Genomic DNA, 17,345 nt, shown 5'->3' on the forward strand with positions numbered 1-17,345 from the left:
CCCTTGAGGCGTTTCAGGTGCGGCCCGCACCGGGGTAGGGTGCGGGCCAGCGCATTACCATTCGGGCTTGGGCACGATGGGCGCGGCGGCGCCCTGCTTGTCGGCGGGGTTCACGGCGCGGAAGGCCCCGCCCTGCCACTGCCCGACCCACCAGAGGTCGCGCAGCTGGTTGTCCTCCAGCGTCACGTCACCCACCACGGTGTCGAAGGTGCCGGTGGAAAGCTCTCCGGCCAGGGCCTCGTGATCGAGCCCGACACGCTCGACCGCCTGCTCCAGCATTTCGAGCGAGGCATAGGTGATGGCCGAGGCCCAGCTGTCCGGCGGGTTGCCGACGAAGGCGGCGTGGCGCTCGAAATACGCCTGGATCGCCGGGCTGTCCGCATCCACGCCGCCGATGGCCATGACGCCCTCGGCCTTGCCGTCCGCGACGCCCGGATAGATCGGGAACGCGCCGCCGACCGAGATGTAGAAGACCTTCGGATTGTAGCCCATCGTCTGCGCCGTCTTGGTCATCCCGAAGGACCCCGGCGGGTAGGAAAACGCTATGAAGCTGTCGGCGCCGGAATTCTGCGCCTCGCTCATGATCGCGGCGAAATCCGAGGTGCCCAGCGGGTAGGTCGCGTCATAGACCAGCTCGAAACCGAGCCGCCTCGAAGGCCGGGCGCGCGCCCTTGATCAGATCGATGCCGAACCCGTCGGCGACCGAGACGACCGCGACCTTGTCGTTGATCTGGCCTGCGTCGCGTGCCGTTGTCAGCACCTCGACCAGCCCGGCGGCGTAGTCATGCCCGCCGCCCAGCATCCAGAAGCTCCGGTCCCAGCGTGCGGCAAAGTCCGGTGCCTTGTCGGTCACCGCGGACACCGCAAGCTGCGGGTAGCCGAAACGCGCCATCAGCGGCGCGATCGCCAGGTTGGGGCCGGTGCCCCAGGGCGGCAGGATCAGGTCGACCTCGTCCTGCGAGGCCAGCCGTTCGATGGCGCGCACCAGGTCCTCGTTGGCCGAGCGGTTGTCGTATTCGACCACTTCGATCATCTTCCGGGATCCATCGGGCATCTTGAGCCCGCCGGCCTTGTTCACCGTATCGACCCAGAGCTCGTAATTCGGGATCGTCGTGATCCCGGCGCCGGTCGCATTCGGCCCGGTCCGTGCCACCGCATAGCCGATGGTCACCGTGTCGTCCTGCGCCATGGCGATCCCGACCGCCAGTGCCGCCACGGACGTCACGCCGAGAGAAAGTGCGCGCAGGGATGCGCGCCGCGAAATACCGATCATTATTGCCTCCCTTTCGGCCAGTCCTCCGCCGGCCCGTTCTCCGCCGATACAGCCGTCTGACGCGGCTCATCGAGGTCGAAAGACATCCTAGCCCCCCAACAGCACCGACTTAAATGCACTGGCGGGGCGATCTCTTGCACTGGTGCTTGTTATTCGGACTGTTTCGGCCCAGCATCGCGGCACCATGCCGATCCCCCACAGACCCATCGCCACGCGCCGACCAACCACCGGGCTGCACCAGATCCGCAGCCCCCTGTCGCGCATTGCCTTCACCCTGCCGCCGCGGGCTTCGCACCTGTTGTGGCTGGAGTACGGCACCGTGCGCCTGCGCAATGCCGAAGACATGCGTACGGGTCCGCGCCTGCTGTGGTGGACCGACGATGAAAAGCACGAGTTGACGAGCCGAAATCGGGGCGCGCGGCACCCTGGTCACGATCCCGGAGGCGACCCTCAGGCAGGTCCTTCCCGTGACGCCGATCGGCGCGCAGATGCAGCGCACCCTGTCTCAGGATCTGAACCTATCGCCGGAGCTTCCCGAACACATGGAAGAGCTGTTGACCGGGTTCATGCGGGAACGCCAGGCCGACGAACCCGGCGCCGATATCGCCGCCGCCAACTACCTTGCCCTGCTGTTGCTGCAACTCTGGAGGCTGGCGCGCAGGGATCTCGTCCACCTTGGCGGCGCACCGCAGGGCCTGTCGGAGCGCTTTGTCCTGATGGCCGCGCGGCGCGTCCGCGATCATCTGTCCGTCGACGCCTATGCCCGCGACCTTCAGGTCAGCCGAAACCGGCTTGGGTCGGCGGTCAAGCGTGCAACGGGCCTTTCCCCGCGCGCCTATCTGCACCGGCTGCTGGTGCGGGACGCGATGGAGCTGCTGGCCAACACCGGGATGCCGGTTTCCCAGATCGCCTTCCGTCTCGGATACAGCGATCCGGCCTATTTCACGCGGTTTTTCAGGCGGGAGACGGGTCAGAACCCCGGTGCCTTCCGCAGATCCTTCCGCCGCAAGAACAGCATCGAGCCACAGTCCTTCGCAGCCTGGCCATAGAGCGGCACAGGGGCGCCGAGGCAAATGCCCGGCGGACCGCTGACGCAAGGCGCGCCTGGCCGAGAATGCGGCCCCTGTGCCCAGGAGCATTCGGCGCAATGGCGATTTTGGACCAGCCCCTCTGCGCCGGGAACCTGCTGCTCTTGCAGGCGCAGATCCGCACACCGCTGTCCGCCGCGCCCGGGGTCCGCGGCTCTGCGGCGGCGCCGAGAGGATCGGGCGCCGATGCCGTGCATGTCCGGCAAGGGCGGCCTCGGCCAGGTGGCCCTGCGCCGGCGGGCTGGCCGATCCGAAGCGAAAGCCGCGCGGGTGGATCAGGTATCGAGGCCGTCGACATCCATCCGCGACCGCGGTCTGGCGGCGGCATCCGCATCAAGGGCCGCGTGCATCTGCTCCATGACCCGGAAGAAGGTTCTCAGGTCTGCCGGGTCGACCGCGTCGCATATGCTGGCTTCGACCGATTTCGCGGCAGGGATGATGTCGGCCAGCACCGCCTGCCCGGCGGGCGTCAGGGAAATCGCGACCAGCCGTCCATCGCCCTTGCCCGGGGCCTTCCGCACCAGACCGTTCTGCTCCAGCCTGCTGACCGCCCGGCTGACCCCGGGTTTTTCGAGGTTCACGCAGTTGTGGATGTCGCGCACCGAAACGCTGCCGCATCGGGCCAGATGCACCAGCACCCGCCATTCCGCGACCGAAAGGCCGTGGGTTCGTTCGTACTCGACCGACAGGCGGCGGCTGACACGGTCCGACAGCACGGAAAGCCGGTAGGGCAGGAAGGCGGAAAGGTGGAACTGTGACGGCATATCTTCTGGCACCCACTTCGTTGCGCTCGAAATGATCTTGACTTTCGTTGCATCCGCAATGATAAACCAAATCGTTTCGCGCGCAATGACTCTGCTGCCTCGTTGCGGGGGTTGCGCCGCAAACAGGGATGCATTCAGGATGATGGAAGGCGGAACGTGGCCATCGGGACTGTCAGGACGATCAAGCGCCGCGAAGACCGTGGCGGCCTGACAATCGAACGCGTCGCAGGAAACCCCGGTCGCGGCATCGCTGCAGGGCAAGACGCCCCAGCCGCGACGAGTTCCGCGCTGTTTGGCGCAGCGGCAGATATCCGGGGCCATGCCAAGCTGCCCCGGTCGCGCCGGGGAACGGGGACCGGCCCGCTTACCAACACGCCCGTCGCCGCTGCGCGCGGGCGCAATGCTCCGCCCCCGAGGCGGCGCTGACGGAACCACGGAAGGAACGAACATGGCAAAGGCATTCGCGTCGCAGGGCGACACCGGCGAGAAACAGATCTCGTTCTCCGAGATTGGCGAGGGGCTTTATGCCTTCACCGCCGAGGGCGATCCGAACTCGGGTGTCATCATCGGTGACGACAGCGTCATGATCGTCGAGGCTCAGGCCACGCCCCGGCTGGCCAACAAGGTCATCGAATGCGTCCGCTCGGTCACCGACAAGCCGATCAGCCATGTTGTGCTGACCCATTACCACGCCGTCCGGGTGCTGGGCGCCTCGGCCTTCGGGGCCAATCAGATCATCATGTCCGACAAGGCCCGCGCCATGGTGGTCGAGCGTGGGCAAGAGGACTGGGACAGCGAATTCCAGCGGTTCCCCCGGCTTTTCGAGGGCCACGAGAGTATTCCCGGCCTGACCTGGCCAACGACCACGTTTTCGGACTCGATGACCGTTTACCTTGGCAACCGCAAGGTCGAGATCAAGCAGATTGGCCGGGCCCATACGGCGGGCGACAGCGTGATCTGGGTGCCCGACGCGCAGACCATGTTCACCGGCGACATCGTCGAATACCACTCGGCCTGCTATTGCGGCGACGGCCATTTCGAGGATTGGGGCAAGACGCTGGACGCGGTCAAGGCCTACGACCCCCAGTTCATCGCCCCGGGACGCGGCGACGCGCTTGTCGGGCGCGAAATGGTCGACGCGGCGCTGGAAAACACCCGGGATTTTGTCGAAAGCACCTACCGCCCGGCCAGACAGGTCGCCGCGCGGGGCGGCACGCTGAAAGACGCATGGGACGCGGTCCGCGAAAGCTGCGACCCCAAGTTCAGCGACTACGCGATCTACGAGCATTGCCTGCCCTTCAACGTCGCGCGCGCCTTCGATGAGGCCCGGGGCATCGACACCCCGCGCATCTGGACCGCGCAACGGGATCTGGAGATGTGGGAGGCCCTGCAGGGCTGAGGGCGCTTTGGGGAGGGGGCCGAAAGATGTTCGCAGACAGGTATACAGTCGCTCACAAGGTCTATCCCTACGAGCGCTCGACCGATCAGGACAGGGCCGAGGCCGTCCGCCATCCCGTGGTGGTGGTCGGCGGCGGGCCGGTTGGCCTTGCCACCGCGCTCGACCTTGGCCAGCAGGGCATTCCGGTGCTCGTGCTGGACGACCACGAGGGGATCGGCACCGGCAGCCGGGCGATCTGTTTCGCCAAGCGCAGCCTTGAAATCGCCGACCGCTACGGCTGCGGCGAGCCGATGCTGGAAAAGGGCGTGGTCTGGAACCTCGGCAAGGTCTTCCATCGCGACGACAAGGTGTTCGAGTTCAACCTGTTGCCGGAACAGGGCCACAAGTACCCGGCCTTCATCAACCTTCAGCAGCCCTATTTCGAAGGCTTCATGATCGACAGGCTGCGGGCCCTGCAGGCCGAGGGCGCGCCGATCCAGCTGCGCGGCAAGACCCGCGTGGACGCGGTCGAGGTCAAGGAGGATCACATCGGTCTGGACGTGATGACGCCGGACGGCCCCTACAGGATAGAGGCGGATTGGGTGGTGGCCTGCGACGGTGCAAACTCGCCGCTGCGCACCATGCTGGGATACGGCTTTACCGGGAAGGTCTTTCAGGACAGCTTTCTGATCGCCGATATCAGGCTGAAGGGCGACATGAAGTTCCCGACCGAACGGTGGTTCTGGTTCGAACCCAGCCACGGTCAGGGCGCCTCGGTCCTGTTGCACAAGCAACCCGACGATGTCTGGCGCGTCGACTTCCAGATCGGCTGGGACGTGGACCGCAAGGAAGAGATGAAAGAGCAGAATGTCCGCCGCCGCCTGAACGCCTTCCTCGGCCCGGAGGTCGACTATGACATGGTGTGGTCCTCGATCTACACCTTCCAGTGCAAGCGCATGGAGCGCTTTCGCCACGGGCGGCTCTTCTTTGCCGGGGACGCGGCGCATCAGGTCTCGCCCTTCGGCGCGCGGGGGGCCAATTCCGGGATGCAGGATGCCGACAACCTCGGCTGGAAGCTGGGGCTGGTGATCACCGGGAAGGCGCCGCAGACGCTGCTGGACAGCTATTCCGAGGAACGGGTCCATGGCGCCGATGAAAATATCCTGAACTCGACCCGGTCGACCGATTTCATCACCCCGAAATCCGAGATCAGCAAGGTCTTCCGCGATGCGGTTCTGACGCTGGCCGGAAAGGCCGCCTTTGCCCGCCCGCTTGTCAATTCCGGTCGTCTGTCGGTGCCCTGTGTCTACGACGGGTTGTCCCTGAACGGACCGGATGCGCTGGATGGCGGACCCGAACGCACCCGCGTCGGCGCGCCGATGGTCGATGCCCCGCTGGGCGACGGCTGGCTTCTGGGACTGTTCGGCGGTGCGTTCCAGCTGCTGACCATCGACGCCGAGGCCCCCGACAGCCTTGACGTGGACGGCATCACCGTCACCCGGGTCGCGCTTTCGGCCCGGGACAACCCGGAGCTGGCGCAGCGCTATCTGGGCGGGGCCACATCCGCCGTCTACCTGATACGCCCGGACCAGCATATCGCCGCGCGCTGGGACCGCTACGACGCCGCCGCCCTGCGCAGGGCCGTCGACACCGCAACCGGACGCGCCTGAGAGGAGACCCGAGATGGCCAAGCTGACCCTCGACCCGAACATCTCGAACCCGGACGATTTCTACGCAAGGTTGCTTGCTGTGCACGAGGGCAAGACCAAGGCGGAATGCGACGCGATCAATGCCCGGCTGGTCCTGATCCTGGCCAACCATATCGGTGACGCAGAGGTGCTGGACGAGGCCACGGCCCTCGCCGCAGAGCGCTGAAAGCCCCGGGAGAGCGCGCGTGACGATCGGGACGGTCAACCACGAGGCCAGGCGCGGCAAGGATGCCAGTGAGACCCTCGCGTGCTATGCTCAGGGGCCGAAGGGGGATCGCTGCCTGACCCTTGACGAGGGCCGCGTGCCCTCTGCCGATGCCGCCGCGCCGGGCGGCGGGCAGGCCGCCACGGTCAGGCGCATGGGCTGGGTCGGACCGGGGATGCCCGTGGGCCGGTCGCGCGCCGCGCAGGCGCCGACACAGGCCCCGGGGCCGCAGGCCGAGGGGCCGGACAGGGCCAGAGGAACCACCCCGCGCGCGGCGGAGAACCGCCCCCGCGCGCGGCATTGCTGCACAAAGGACACCGCGTCATGAACGATATGGAACCCAGGGGTCTAATCCAGGCCGACGGTCGCACGACAACGCCCGGCTACATGCCGGGGTTCGGCAATGACTTCGAGACCGAAGCCCTGCCCGGCGCCCTGCCGCAGGGCATGAACAGCCCGCAGAAATGCAACTACGGCCTTTACGGCGAACAGCTGTCGGGCACCGCCTTCACCGCGCCAAGCCACCAGAACGAACGGACCTGGTGTTACCGCATCCGGCCCTCGGTCAAGCATTCCAGCCGGTATCAACGCATTGACGTGCCCTATTGGAAATCGGCCCCGAACGTGGTCGAGGACGTGACCTCCCTGGGCCAGTATCGCTGGGATCCGGTGCCGCATGGCGACGCGGCGCTGACCTGGATCACCGGGATGCGGACGATGACCACCGCCGGCGACGTGAACACGCAGATTGGCATGGCCAGCCATATCTACCTGGTCACCGAAAGCATGACGGACGACTACTTCTTCAGCGCCGACAGCGAGTTGCTGGTGGTGCCGCAGGAAGGTCGGCTGCGCTTTGCCACGGAACTGGGCATCATCGACCTGGAGCCGAAGGAGATCGCCGTGATCCCGCGCGGGCTGGTCTATCGGGTCGAGGTTCTGGAGGGCCCGGCGCGCGGCTTTGTCTGCGAGAACTACGGCCAGAAGTTCGAACTGCCCGGCCGTGGCCCGATCGGCGCCAACTGCATGGCCAACCCGCGCGACTTCAAGGCCCCCGTGGCCGCCTTCGAGGACCGCGACGCGCCAAGCACCGTCACGATCAAGTGGTGCGGGCAGTTCCACCGCTGCGCCATCGGGCATTCGCCGCTGGACGTGGTGGCCTGGCATGGCAATTACGCGCCGGTGAAATACGACCTGCGCGACTATTGCCCCGTCGGCGCGATCCTCTTCGACCACCCGGACCCGTCGATCTTCACGGTTCTGACCGCGCCCTCGGGCGTCCCCGGCACCGCCAATATCGACTTCGTGCTGTTCCGCGAGCGCTGGATGGTGGCGGAAAACACCTTCCGCCCGCCGTGGTACCACAAGAACATCATGTCCGAGCTGATGGGCAACATCTACGGCCAGTACGATGCCAAGCCGCAGGGCTTCGTCCCCGGCGGCATGTCGCTGCACAACATGATGCTGCCGCACGGACCGGACAAGAACGCCTTCGAGGGCGCGTCGAACGCCGAGCTGAAGCCCGGCAAGCTGGACAATACCATGTCCTTCATGTTCGAGACCCGCTTCCCCCAGCACCTGACCGAGTTCGCCGGGAAAGAGGCGCCGTTGCAGGACGATTACATCGACTGCTGGGACGATCTCGAAAAGAAGTTCGACGGCACCCCGGGGCTGAAGTGACGCCTGCGTCAACCGGCGCGAGACGACCGCTTGCCGGCTCGGAAGGGCGCCGGTCTGGCAGGGGATCGGCTATGCGCCGGTCCCCGAACCCTTGGCAGTGCGCCCAGACGTCGGGTCCGGGAAGCCCGCCGCGCGGGCCATGATCGACGCCGCGCCGGGTTGGCGGTGGCAGGGGCAAGGCTCTGCCGCCGCGCATGGGGTTGCAGGGCAGCGGCGACAGGGCCGCTGGCGGACGCCTGTCCCCGGCCCTGCCATGACGGCGTTCAGATCAGCTCGGAGGCCTTGAGGACAACCGGATCGAGGCCGCTTCCCCCTGCCCCACATACCCCCTCAGCTGCGCCCGCATCCGGGGTTCCCAGAAGTCGCGGATGTGTTCGGCCACCTTGTCAGAGGCTTCGGCACCGGGCTGGGTCTTGAAGAACGTGGCGATCTGATTGGCCATGTGGACCATCTTTTCAGGCGACATGACAGGCCTCCTCGGCAATGCGGTCGGGGTGGGTGTAGATATCGAAACCCGTGCCGCGCGCAAAGGCGACAAGGGAAATGCCCGCCGCATCGGCAAGCCGCAGGGCCGAGGCGGTCGGGGCAGAGACGGCGATCATCGCGGGCGCACCGGCGACGGCGCATTTCTGCACCAGTTCCAGCGACAGCCGCGAGGTCATGACGAAGGCGCCCTCCGCGGGCGAGATCCGGGCCCGCAGCAGCGCACCGATCAGCTTGTCGAGCGCGTTGTGGCGCCCGACATCCTCACGCGCCATCACGATGCCCGCGCCGGGGCGCAGGAAGCCCGCCGCATGGGTGGCGCGGGTGCGGTCGTGCAGCGGCTGGCAGGCGCGCAGCGCCTCGGTGGCCTTGCCCACCTCGGCGGCGGTGAAACGCGCGTCCGAGTGCACGACGGGCACCGCGCGGGCGGCGGCCTCAAGGCTCTCGATCCCGCACAGCCCGCAGCCCACCGGTCCGGCCATCGCCCGGCGGCGGGCGGCCAGCGCCTCGGCCCGGTCCTCGCGCAGCCAGAGCCGCGCCTCCAGACCCTGCGGATGCCGCACCACCTCGAGGCGCTCAACCTCGTCTGGCCCGGCGATCACCCCTTCGGTGTAGAGAAACCCCAGTGCGAAGTCCTCTACATCCTCGGGCGTGGCCATCATCACCGCAAAGCTGGAGCCGTTGCAGACCACCGCCAGCGGCAGTTCTTCGGGCAAGTTGCGGTGGACCGCTGTGCGGCCCTCCGCCCGATAGGCTGCCCCGGCGGCGCTGGTGAAGGCACGCAAACCGCTCATTCCGCCGCCTCGATGCGCCGCGAGCGGGCGGCCTGCGCGGCATAGTCCTCCTGCCAGTCGGTCGGCCCGTTCGACGGGCTGACCTGCACCGCCGTCACCTTGTATTCCGGGCAGTTGGTGGCCCAGTCCGAGAAGTCGGTGGTGATCACGTTCGCCTGCGTGTCGGGGTGGTGGAAGGTGGTGTAGACCACGCCGGGGCTGACCCGGTCGGTGATTTTCACCCGCAGCGTGGTTTCACCGGACCGCGAGGCCAGCTTGACCCAGTCGCCATCCTTCAGGCCCCGGTTCTCGGCGTCATGCGGGTGCACCTCCAGCACGTCTGCCTCGTGCCAGACGCTGTTGGCGGTGCGCCGCGTCTGCGCGCCGACGTTGTACTGCGACAGGATGCGCCCGGTGGTCAGCAGCAGCGGGAAGCGCGGCCCGGTCTTTTCGTCGGTGGCGACGTATTCGGTGATCATGAACCGCCCCTTGCCGCGCACGAAACCGTCCACATGCATCAGCGGCGTGCCGTCGGGATTGGCCTCGTTGCAGGGCCATTGCACCGAGCCCTTCTCTTCGAGCAGGGCATAATCCACCCCGGCAAAGCTGGGCGTTGTCGCGGCGATCTCTTCCATGATCTGGGCCGGGTGGGTGTAGTGCCAGCCCGCGCCCATGGCATTGGCCAGAAGCTGCGTCACCTCCCAGTCGGCATAGCCGTTGCGCGGCTTCATCACCTCGCGCACGCGGTTGATGCGGCGTTCGGCATTGGTGAAGGTGCCGTCCTTCTCCGAGAAGCTGGAGCCGGGCAGGAAGACATGGGCGTAGTTCGCCGTCTCGTTCAGGAAGAGGTCATGCACGATGACGCATTCCATCGCTGCCAGCCCGGCGACCACATGCTTGGTGTCCGGGTCCGATTGCAGGATGTCCTCGCCACTGGCAGTAGAGGCCCTTGAAGGTGCCATCCACGGCGGCGTCCAGCATGTTGGGGATGCGCAGCCCCGGCTCGGGGTCGATCTCGACGCCCCAGGCCTGCTTGAACACATCGCGCACCTCGGCGCCCTTCACATGCCGGTAGCCCGGCAGCTCGTGCGGGAAGCTGCCCATGTCGCAGCTGCCCTGCACGTTGTTCTGACCGCGCAGCGGGTTCACCCCCACACCGGGACGTACTGACGTTGCCGGTCAGCATGGCGAGGTTGGCGATGCCCATGACGGTGGTCGAGCCCTCGGCTGTGCTCGGTCACGCCGAGGCCGTAGTAGATGGCCCCGTTGCCGCCGCCGGCATAGGTGCGGGCCGCGGCGCGCAGGGTCTCGGCGGGCACGCCGGTCAGCGCCTCGGTGGCCTCGGGGCTGTGGCGTTCGGCCGAGATGAAGTCGACGTATTCGGCGAATTCCTCCCAGTCGCAGCGGCTGCGGATGAAGGCCTCGTCGTAGAGCTTTTCGGTGACGATCACATGCGCCAGCGCGGAAACCACGGCGACATTGGTGCCCGGCTTCAGCGGCAGGTGGTGGGCCGCCTCGGATATGGGCCGATTTCACCAGGTCGATGCGGCGCGGATCGATCACGATCAGCTTGGCCCCGGCGCGCAGCCGCTTCTTCAGCCGCGAGGCGAAGACCGGGTGGCCGTCGGTCGGGTTGGCGCCGATCACCACCACGACGTCGGTCTGCTCGACCGAGTCGAAGTCCTGCGTCCCGGCAGAGGTGCCATAGGTCTGGCCCAGCCCGTAACCGGTGGGCGAGTGGCAGACCCGGGCGCAGGTATCGGTGTTGTTGTTGCCGAAGACCGCGCGGGCCAGCTTTTGCACAAGGAAGGTTTCCTCGTTGGTGCAGCGGCTGGAGGTGATGACGCCGATGGACTTCTGGCCGTATTTCTCCTGCAGCCCGCGCATCCGCTTGGCGGCGAAGCTCAGCGCCTCTTCCCAGGACACTTCCTGCCAGGGGTCATTGACGCTGTCGCGGATCATCGGGTTCAGGATGCGGTCCTTGTGGCTGGTGTAGCCATAGGCGAAGCGCCCCTTCACGCAAGAGTGGCCACGGTTGGCCTTGCCGTGCTTCCACGGCACCATGCGCACCAGTTCGTCGCCCTGAAGCTCGGCCTTGAACGAGCAGCCGACACCGCAATAGGCGCAGGTCGTCACCACCGAGCGGTCGGGCGTGCCCATCTCGGCCACCGACTTTTCTTGCAGCGTCGCGGTCGGGCAGGCCTGCACGCAGGCGCCGCAGCTGACGCAGTCCGAGGCCGGAAGTTGTCCAGCGGACCGCCCGCCGAAACCCGGCTGTCGAAGCCCCTGCCCTCGATGGTCAGCGCGAAGGTGCCCTGCACCTCTTCGCAGGCCCGCACGCAGCGCGAGCAGACGATGCACTTGGAGGGGTCGTAGGTGAAATAGGGGTTGCTGTCGTCGACCGGGATGTAATGCGGGTTGGCCTCGCCCTCGGGCTGCCGGGCCCGGCGGTCGCCCTTGGACAGCATTCCGGCCAGCGAGGGGGCGTAGTGGTTTTCGCCCGACTCGTAGCGCATGCCGCGCAGGCCCACGGCCCCGGCCATGTCCTGCAATTCGCAATCGCCGTTGGCCGAGCAGGTCAGGCAGTCAAGCGGGTGGTCCGAGATGTAAAGCTCCATCACGCCCTTGCGGATCTTGCGGACCTTGGAGGACTGGGTGTTGACGACCATGCCCTCGGCCACCGGCGTGGTGCAGGAGGCGGGCGTGCCGCGCCGCCCCTCGATCTCGACCACGCAAAGCCGGCAGGAGCCGAAGGCCTCGACGCTGTCGGTGGCGCAGAGCTTGGGCACGGAAATCCCGGCCTCGGCGGCGGCGCGCATCACCGAGGTGCCCTCGGGCACGGTGACGGCGAAGCCGTCGATGGACAGGGTGACCGGCGCGCCCTGCCGGGCGGGGGTGCCCATGTCGGCGTCGTTCCACGGGATGATGAAGTCTTTCATTGGGCTGCCTCCTTCGAGGTCGCGGAAATCGTCGGCAAAGTGGCGGACCGCCGACATTACCGGATAGGGGGTGAAGCCGCCGAGGGCGCAGAGCGAGCCGTCCTTCATGGTCTCGCAGAGGTCTTCCAGCAGCGGCAGGGCCGAGGGGTCTCCGGCGGCGATGCGGTCAAGCGTTTCGACACCGCGGATCGAACCGATCCGGCAGGGCGTGCACTTGCCGCAGCTTTCGACCGCGCAGAATTCCATGGCGAAGCGGGCCATGGCCAGCATGTCGGCGCTGTCGTCGAAGACCACCAGACCGGCATGGCCGATCAGCCCGCCCGCCGCGTCGAATTCCTCGTAGCCCAGCGGCGTGTCGAATTTCTCGACCGGCATATAGGCGCCCAGCGGGCCGCCCACCTGAACCGCCTTGACCGGGCGCCCCGAGGCGGTGCCGCCGCCGATCTCGTTGACCGCCTCGCCGAGGCTGAGCCCGAAGGCGGTTTCGAACAAACCGCCGCGCGCCACGTTCCCAGCGATCTGAAGCGTGACCGTGCCGCGCGACCGACCAAGGCCGAAGTCCGCGTAATGCTGCGCGCCCTTTTCAAGGATCACCGGCACGGTGGCCGGGCTGATGACGTTGTTCACCACCGTCGGGCGCCCGAGGAAGCCCTCCAGCGCGGGCAGCGGCGGCTTGGCGCGGACCACGCCGCGCTTGCCCTCCAGCGAGTTCAGAAGCGAGGTTTCCTCGCCGCAGACATAGGCCCCCGCGCCTTCGCGGATCTCCATGTCGAAGGCCTCGGCCAGACCCCAGCACATCGGCCCCCAGAACGCCGCCCGCGCGGGCGAGCTCCACCGCCCGGCGCATCACCGCGATGGCATCGGGATATTCCGAGCGCAGGTAGACGTAGCCGCGCGTGGCACCGACGCCGAGGCCCGCGATGGCCATGCCCTCGATCAGCGAGAAGGGGTCGCCTTCCATGATCATCCGGTCGGCAAAGGTGCCGCTGTCGCCCTCGTCGGCGTTGCAGACGATGTATTTCTGCGGGCCTTCCGCATCGTGAACCGTCTGCCACTTGATACCGGTCGGAAAGCCCGCACCGCCGCGGCCGCGCAGACCCGAAGCCTTCACTTCCTCGACGATCTCCTGCCCGCTCATCGCGGCGGCCCGGCGCAGACCGACAAGGCCGCCATGGGCCTCGTATTCTGCCAGCGAAAGCGGGTCGATCACGCCGCAGCGGGCGAAGGTCAGGCGGGTCTGGCGCTTCATCCAGTCAAGCTCTTCGACCGGGCCGAGCGCCTTGGAGGAAGAGCCGTCGAGGATCGCGGCGGCATCGCTCGGCAGTGCCGGGCCGTAGCCGTGGCGCACCCCGTCGATCTCGACCTCGACCAGCGGCTCCAGCCAGACCATCCCGCGCGAGCCGGTGCGCGTCACGGTGACCTCTACCCCGGCGGCCTCGGCGGCGCTTTCCAGCGCGCGGACCACGTCGTCAGCCCCCAGCGCCTTGGCGGCGCTGTCCATCGGAACGCGAATATGCATCATGCGCCTGCCTCCGCCAGAAGGGCATCGATCTTGCCCGCGTCCGCGCGGCTCGATCACCTTGCCGTCGAGCATGGCCGCCGGGCCGCAGGCACAAAGGCCAAGGCAATAGACCGGCTCTACCGTCACCGCGCCGGAGGCGGTGGTGCCGCCCCAGCCGGTGCCCAGCTTTTCCAGCACCGCCTCACCCAGCGCCACGCCACCGACCGACTGGCAGGCTTCGGCGCGGCAGATCTTCAGCACGTGCCGCCCGGTGGGGGCATCGCGGAAATCGTGGTAGAAAGAGATCACCCCGTGCAGCTCGGCGCGGCTGATGTTCAGCGCCTCGCAGATCGGGGCATGGGCCTCGGCGGGTACGCAGCCGCAGGCTTCCTGAATCGCGTGAAGCATGGGCAGCAGCGGCCCTTCAAGCTGCGCGTACTCGGTGATGATCCCGCCGATTTCTTCGGCGAAAGAATCGGGCATGGCTGTGTGCATGGCTATGCGTCCTCCGTTTCGCATACCATCGGATGCCGGGAGGACGCGGATCAATAAAGCTGTCCCGTGGAGCGATTTGGGTTTCCGATCAAGCGCCCGGAAGCCGCTGCCCGTCGCGGGCAAGCACCTCGGCCTTGAGGTTGAGCGCCTCCAGCACCGGCGTGCGCGGGTCGCGGTGCGGCAGGATCAGCCCGACGCTGTGCCCGGTCCCGCGCGCGTCGAGCGGCAGCAGCACCAGGTCATGGCCGGTGGCCGGGAAGCGGGCCATGTCGGTGGGCAGGATCGCCACGCACTTGCCCGCCAGCGCGCTGGCGATGAGGACGACGATGGAATTGGACTCGATGCAGGGGCCCGCCCTCGCGCCGGCCTCGGCAAGACGCTGGTCGACGATTCGGCGATTCTGCATGTCCGGGGTCAGCAGCGCCAGCGGGATACCGTCGAGATCGGCCCAGCAGGCGCGCTTGCCCTGCGCCAGCGGATGGCCGGTGCCGCAGACCGCCATGTAATCCTCGCGGTAGATCGGCAGCGTGTCGACCCGGCCCAGCGGTTCGTTGTCGAGGTAGGAGATGCCCGCATCCACCTCGAAGTTCTCCAGCATGGCAAGGATTTCGCGCGAGGTGCGCGACAGGATGGTGAAGCGCACACGCGGATGCGTCTTGCTGAATTCGGACGAGAGGTTGGCCGCCCAGGTCAGGGCCGTGGGGATCACCGCAAGCCGGACTTCGCCCGCCAGCCCGTGCCGCTTCGCGCGCAGCTCGTCGCGCATCTGCCGCGAGTCCGCGACGATCCGGCGGGCCCAGCTCAGGGCGCTCTGACCCTCGGGCGTCAGCCCGCCGAAGCGCGAGCCGCGAAACACCAGTTGCGTGCCGAGGATCTCCTCGAGCTGCTTGATATTCGCCGAAAGCGTGGGTTGCGAGAGGTTCAGGCTCTCGGCGGCGCGTACCGAAGTGCCGCTCGCGCGCAAGCGCGATGAACATTTCCAGTTTGTCGAGCATGATAGGTATTTTCGATCCCGAATCGGCGTTCCGATAGGAGTTGCCGCAGATCCGTCGCCCGATCAAGCCCGGGGCGCGCCGCCGCGATGGCGCGCCCCGGGCGGTGCATCACTCGCCGGGAACCGCCTGAAGCTCGGGCTCGTCGTGGTGGTGATGCTCTTTCACCGGTACGCATGAAGAGGTTGGCGAAGAAGGCCACCACCAGCAGCGCCGCCATGCAGTACATGGTCGTGTTGTACAGCGACGGGGTCGGGTCGATCGTGCCAGCGGGCGCGATTTCCATCAGCCGCGCGATGGTCACCGTCTTGGCCGCGACAAGCTGTTCAAGCTGCGTCAGCGGTGCGCCGAAGGTCTCGGCAAAGGTGGCCGGATCGACCTTTCCGGCAAGATCCTCGATGGCGCTGGTCACCGACATCTGGCGCAGCGAGGTGATCGCCAGCGGCCCCAGCACGCCTGCCGTGGACCATGCGGTCAGAAGCCGCCCGTGGATGCCGCCCACATGCATGGTGCCGAACATGTCGGCCAGGTAGGCCGGGATCGTGGCGAAGCCGCCGCCATACATCGAAAAGATGATCATCGTCGCGGCGTAGAAGCCGACCAGGTAGATCAGCGACGGATTGGTCGCCACGGCGCTGGCGAAGTAGGGGATCGACAGGTACAGCAGCGTGCCCAGCACGAAGAAGCACATGTAAGTCGCCTTGCGCCCGATGTAATCCGAGGTCGAGGCCCAGAAGAACCGGCCCACCATGTTGAAGACCGAAATCATCAGCACGTAGGTCGAGGCGAAGGCGGCTGTCACGACCAGCGGCATGACCGAGCCGAAAATCTCCGTCATCATGGTCTTGGCCACGCCGATCACGCCGATCCCGGCGGTCACGTTGAAGCAGAGCATGACCCAGAGCTGCCAGAACTGCGGGGTCTTCAGCGCCTGGTCGATGTGGACGTGGTTGTCGCTTACCATGCCTTTTGCGGCGGGCTTGGGCTGCCAGCCCTCGGGCTTCCAGTCGGGTGCGGGCACGCGGTACTGGAAGGCGGCGATCATCATCACGATGAAGTAGACGATCCCCAGCGTCAGGAAGACCCCGGCGGCGCCGGTGCTGCCGGTGCCGACAACGTAGACGCCCGCCGCGCCGCCCAGTTCCGCCGCCTGTGCGGCGTTGGCGATCACCACCTCGACGCGCCCGGCAGCGGTTTCGGCAAAGAGCCTGCCGCCGTCGACCACCGTCTGCACGGCCTCGGAGGTGCCAAGGTACTCGGGCGCGCGCTCGAAGATGTCGAGCAGCCAGCCCTTGACCGGCGCGGCGATCATCGCGCCGCCGCCAAAGCCCATGATCGCCATGCCGGTGGCCATGCCCCGTCGGTCGGGGAACCAGCGGATCAGGGTCGAGACCGGCGAGACGTAGCCAAGACCCAGCCCGCAGCCGCCCAGCACCCCGTAGCCGAGGTAAAGCATCCAGAGCTGATGCGTGGCGATCCCGAAAGAGCCGATGATGAAGCCGCCGCCCCAGAGGAAGGCCGCAACCACGCCGACCATGCGCGGGCCGACCTCTTCGAGCCACTTGCCTGCGAAGGCCGCCGCGAGACCGAGAAACACGATGGCGACCGAGAAGATCCAGACCACCGAGCTGAGGCTCCAGTCCTCGGCGGAAGAGGCGACAACGCCCAGCTCACGGGTCAGCGGCGGGTTGAAGACCGACCATGCGTAGACCGACCCGATGCAAAGGTGAATGGCGATGGATGCCGGCGGAACCCGCCAGCGGTTGTATCCGGGTTTGGCGACGATGTGGCTCTTGTACAGAAACCCCAGCGCCCCGCCAGCTGCGTTGCTCATGGATTGTCCTCCCTAGGTTTGGTTTGCCTTGGCGCGCAACCGGGAAGAGCGACCTCCTTTTCGCAGCCCCCCGAGCAGCATGCGCTGGCATGCCGCAGCCGGAGCAAAGGCCGAGGGGCGCTTGCTGTCAAGAAATTTTTACATAGTTATCAATTACTTAGCCGGACAGCTTGTCTTCCGGACAAGGGTTGAATCGCAGGCAATCGGGACAATCCGTCCAGCCCGCGCGGG

At 67.1% G+C, this 17,345-nt stretch carries 13 protein-coding genes and 3 pseudogenes; 6 read left to right on the plus strand and 10 right to left on the minus strand.

The annotated features are described in order from the left end of the window. Positions 1-54: 54 nt before the first annotated feature. Positions 55-582: an ABC transporter substrate-binding protein gene (locus tag ABFB10_RS21665; RefSeq protein WP_430523064.1), complete on the minus strand. Its 528-nt coding sequence runs from the start codon at positions 580-582 to the stop codon at positions 55-57. Between the two features lie 40 nt (positions 583-622). Further along, positions 623-1,273: an ABC transporter substrate-binding protein gene (locus ABFB10_RS21670; RefSeq protein ID WP_347168305.1), complete on the minus strand. Its 651-nt coding sequence runs from the start codon at positions 1,271-1,273 to the stop codon at positions 623-625. Positions 1,274-1,740: 467 nt separating this feature from the next. On the opposite strand from ABFB10_RS21670, the gene ABFB10_RS21675 reads away from it, so the two are divergent. After that, positions 1,741-2,322, plus strand: a complete 582-nt coding sequence (locus ABFB10_RS21675) for a helix-turn-helix domain-containing protein (RefSeq protein WP_347168306.1) — start codon at positions 1,741-1,743, stop codon at positions 2,320-2,322. A gap of 314 nt (positions 2,323-2,636) precedes the next feature. On the opposite strand, the gene ABFB10_RS21680 is transcribed toward ABFB10_RS21675, so the two are convergent. Further along, positions 2,637-3,446, minus strand: a complete 810-nt coding sequence (locus ABFB10_RS21680) for a MarR family winged helix-turn-helix transcriptional regulator (protein ID WP_347168307.1) — start codon at positions 3,444-3,446, stop codon at positions 2,637-2,639. 127 nt (positions 3,447-3,573) lie between these two features. On the opposite strand from ABFB10_RS21680, the gene ABFB10_RS21685 reads away from it, so the two are divergent. Genes ABFB10_RS21685 through hmgA form a run of 5 tightly spaced genes read left to right on the plus strand, consistent with a single transcriptional unit; the run spans position 3,574 to position 8,097 of the window. Then, positions 3,574-4,524 carry an MBL fold metallo-hydrolase gene (locus tag ABFB10_RS21685; RefSeq protein WP_347168308.1) on the plus strand — a complete coding sequence of 317 codons (951 nt, stop codon included), beginning with the start codon at positions 3,574-3,576 and terminating at the stop codon, positions 4,522-4,524. Between the two features lie 26 nt (positions 4,525-4,550). Further along, positions 4,551-6,173 carry an FAD-dependent oxidoreductase gene (locus ABFB10_RS21690; protein WP_347168309.1) on the plus strand — a complete coding sequence of 541 codons (1,623 nt, stop codon included), beginning with the start codon at positions 4,551-4,553 and terminating at the stop codon, positions 6,171-6,173. 13 nt (positions 6,174-6,186) lie between these two features. Beyond that, the gene (locus ABFB10_RS21695; protein ID WP_347168310.1) at positions 6,187-6,378 is read left to right on the plus strand and encodes a DUF2783 domain-containing protein; all 192 of its coding nucleotides are present in this window, start codon (positions 6,187-6,189) and stop codon (positions 6,376-6,378) included. Positions 6,379-6,397: 19 nt separating this feature from the next. After that, a complete protein-coding gene (locus ABFB10_RS21700) occupies positions 6,398-6,745 on the plus strand; it encodes a hypothetical protein (protein ID WP_347168311.1) in 348 nt (115 codons plus the stop codon). Further along, positions 6,742-8,097 carry a homogentisate 1,2-dioxygenase gene (gene hmgA, locus ABFB10_RS21705; RefSeq protein ID WP_347168312.1) on the plus strand — a complete coding sequence of 452 codons (1,356 nt, stop codon included), beginning with the start codon at positions 6,742-6,744 and terminating at the stop codon, positions 8,095-8,097. The genes ABFB10_RS21700 and hmgA overlap by 4 nt, the downstream gene beginning before the upstream one ends. A gap of 268 nt (positions 8,098-8,365) precedes the next feature. Here the strand turns inward: hmgA and ABFB10_RS21710 are convergent, their stop codons facing one another. The 7 genes and pseudogenes from ABFB10_RS21710 to ABFB10_RS21740 all read right to left on the minus strand — a co-directional run bounded on the left by ABFB10_RS21710 (position 8,366) and on the right by ABFB10_RS21740 (position 17,114). Beyond that, positions 8,366-8,563, minus strand: coding sequence for a formate dehydrogenase subunit delta (locus tag ABFB10_RS21710; protein ID WP_347168313.1), 198 nt, complete (start codon positions 8,561-8,563; stop codon positions 8,366-8,368). Beyond that, the gene (fdhD, locus tag ABFB10_RS21715) at positions 8,553-9,374 is read right to left on the minus strand and encodes a formate dehydrogenase accessory sulfurtransferase FdhD (RefSeq protein ID WP_347168314.1); all 822 of its coding nucleotides are present in this window, start codon (positions 9,372-9,374) and stop codon (positions 8,553-8,555) included. The genes ABFB10_RS21710 and fdhD overlap by 11 nt, the downstream gene beginning before the upstream one ends. After that, positions 9,371-12,292 (minus strand): annotated as a pseudogene (gene fdhF / locus ABFB10_RS21720) (formate dehydrogenase subunit alpha). Before fdhF ends, fdhD begins: the two are co-directional and overlap by 4 nt. 12 nt (positions 12,293-12,304) lie before the next feature. Continuing rightward, positions 12,305-13,811 (minus strand): annotated as a pseudogene (locus ABFB10_RS21725) (formate dehydrogenase beta subunit); the annotation flags it as partial. Then, positions 13,811-14,288 (minus strand): annotated as a pseudogene (locus ABFB10_RS21730) (formate dehydrogenase subunit gamma). The pseudogenes ABFB10_RS21730 and ABFB10_RS21725, both read right to left, overlap by 1 nt. Before the next feature lie 88 nt (positions 14,289-14,376). Beyond that, the gene (locus tag ABFB10_RS21735) at positions 14,377-15,252 is read right to left on the minus strand and encodes a LysR family transcriptional regulator (RefSeq protein ID WP_347168315.1); all 876 of its coding nucleotides are present in this window, start codon (positions 15,250-15,252) and stop codon (positions 14,377-14,379) included. Further along, the gene (locus ABFB10_RS21740) at positions 15,210-17,114 is read right to left on the minus strand and encodes an OFA family MFS transporter (protein WP_347168316.1); all 1,905 of its coding nucleotides are present in this window, start codon (positions 17,112-17,114) and stop codon (positions 15,210-15,212) included. The genes ABFB10_RS21735 and ABFB10_RS21740 overlap by 43 nt, the downstream gene beginning before the upstream one ends. Positions 17,115-17,345: the final 231 nt, after the last annotated feature.

The organism is Ponticoccus litoralis (assembly GCF_039769985.1).
GTDB lineage: Bacteria > Pseudomonadota > Alphaproteobacteria > Rhodobacterales > Rhodobacteraceae > Ponticoccus > Ponticoccus litoralis.

Coding starts and splice junctions, on each gene's coding strand:
- ABFB10_RS21740 (WP_347168316.1), bottom strand. CDS start 17,114: ATGAGCAACGCAGCTGGCGGGGCGCTGGGGTTTCTGTACAAGAGCCAC.
- hmgA (WP_347168312.1), top strand. CDS start 6,742: ATGAACGATATGGAACCCAGGGGTCTAATCCAGGCCGACGGTCGCACG.
- ABFB10_RS21670 (WP_347168305.1), bottom strand. CDS start 1,273: ATGATCGGTATTTCGCGGCGCGCATCCCTGCGCGCACTTTCTCTCGGC.
- ABFB10_RS21685 (WP_347168308.1), top strand. CDS start 3,574: ATGGCAAAGGCATTCGCGTCGCAGGGCGACACCGGCGAGAAACAGATC.
- ABFB10_RS21665 (WP_430523064.1), bottom strand. CDS start 582: ATGAGCGAGGCGCAGAATTCCGGCGCCGACAGCTTCATAGCGTTTTCC.
- ABFB10_RS21690 (WP_347168309.1), top strand. CDS start 4,551: ATGTTCGCAGACAGGTATACAGTCGCTCACAAGGTCTATCCCTACGAG.
- ABFB10_RS21680 (WP_347168307.1), bottom strand. CDS start 3,446: ATGGCCCCGGATATCTGCCGCTGCGCCAAACAGCGCGGAACTCGTCGC.
- ABFB10_RS21710 (WP_347168313.1), bottom strand. CDS start 8,563: ATGTCGCCTGAAAAGATGGTCCACATGGCCAATCAGATCGCCACGTTC.
- fdhD (WP_347168314.1), bottom strand. CDS start 9,374: ATGAGCGGTTTGCGTGCCTTCACCAGCGCCGCCGGGGCAGCCTATCGG.
- ABFB10_RS21695 (WP_347168310.1), top strand. CDS start 6,187: ATGGCCAAGCTGACCCTCGACCCGAACATCTCGAACCCGGACGATTTC.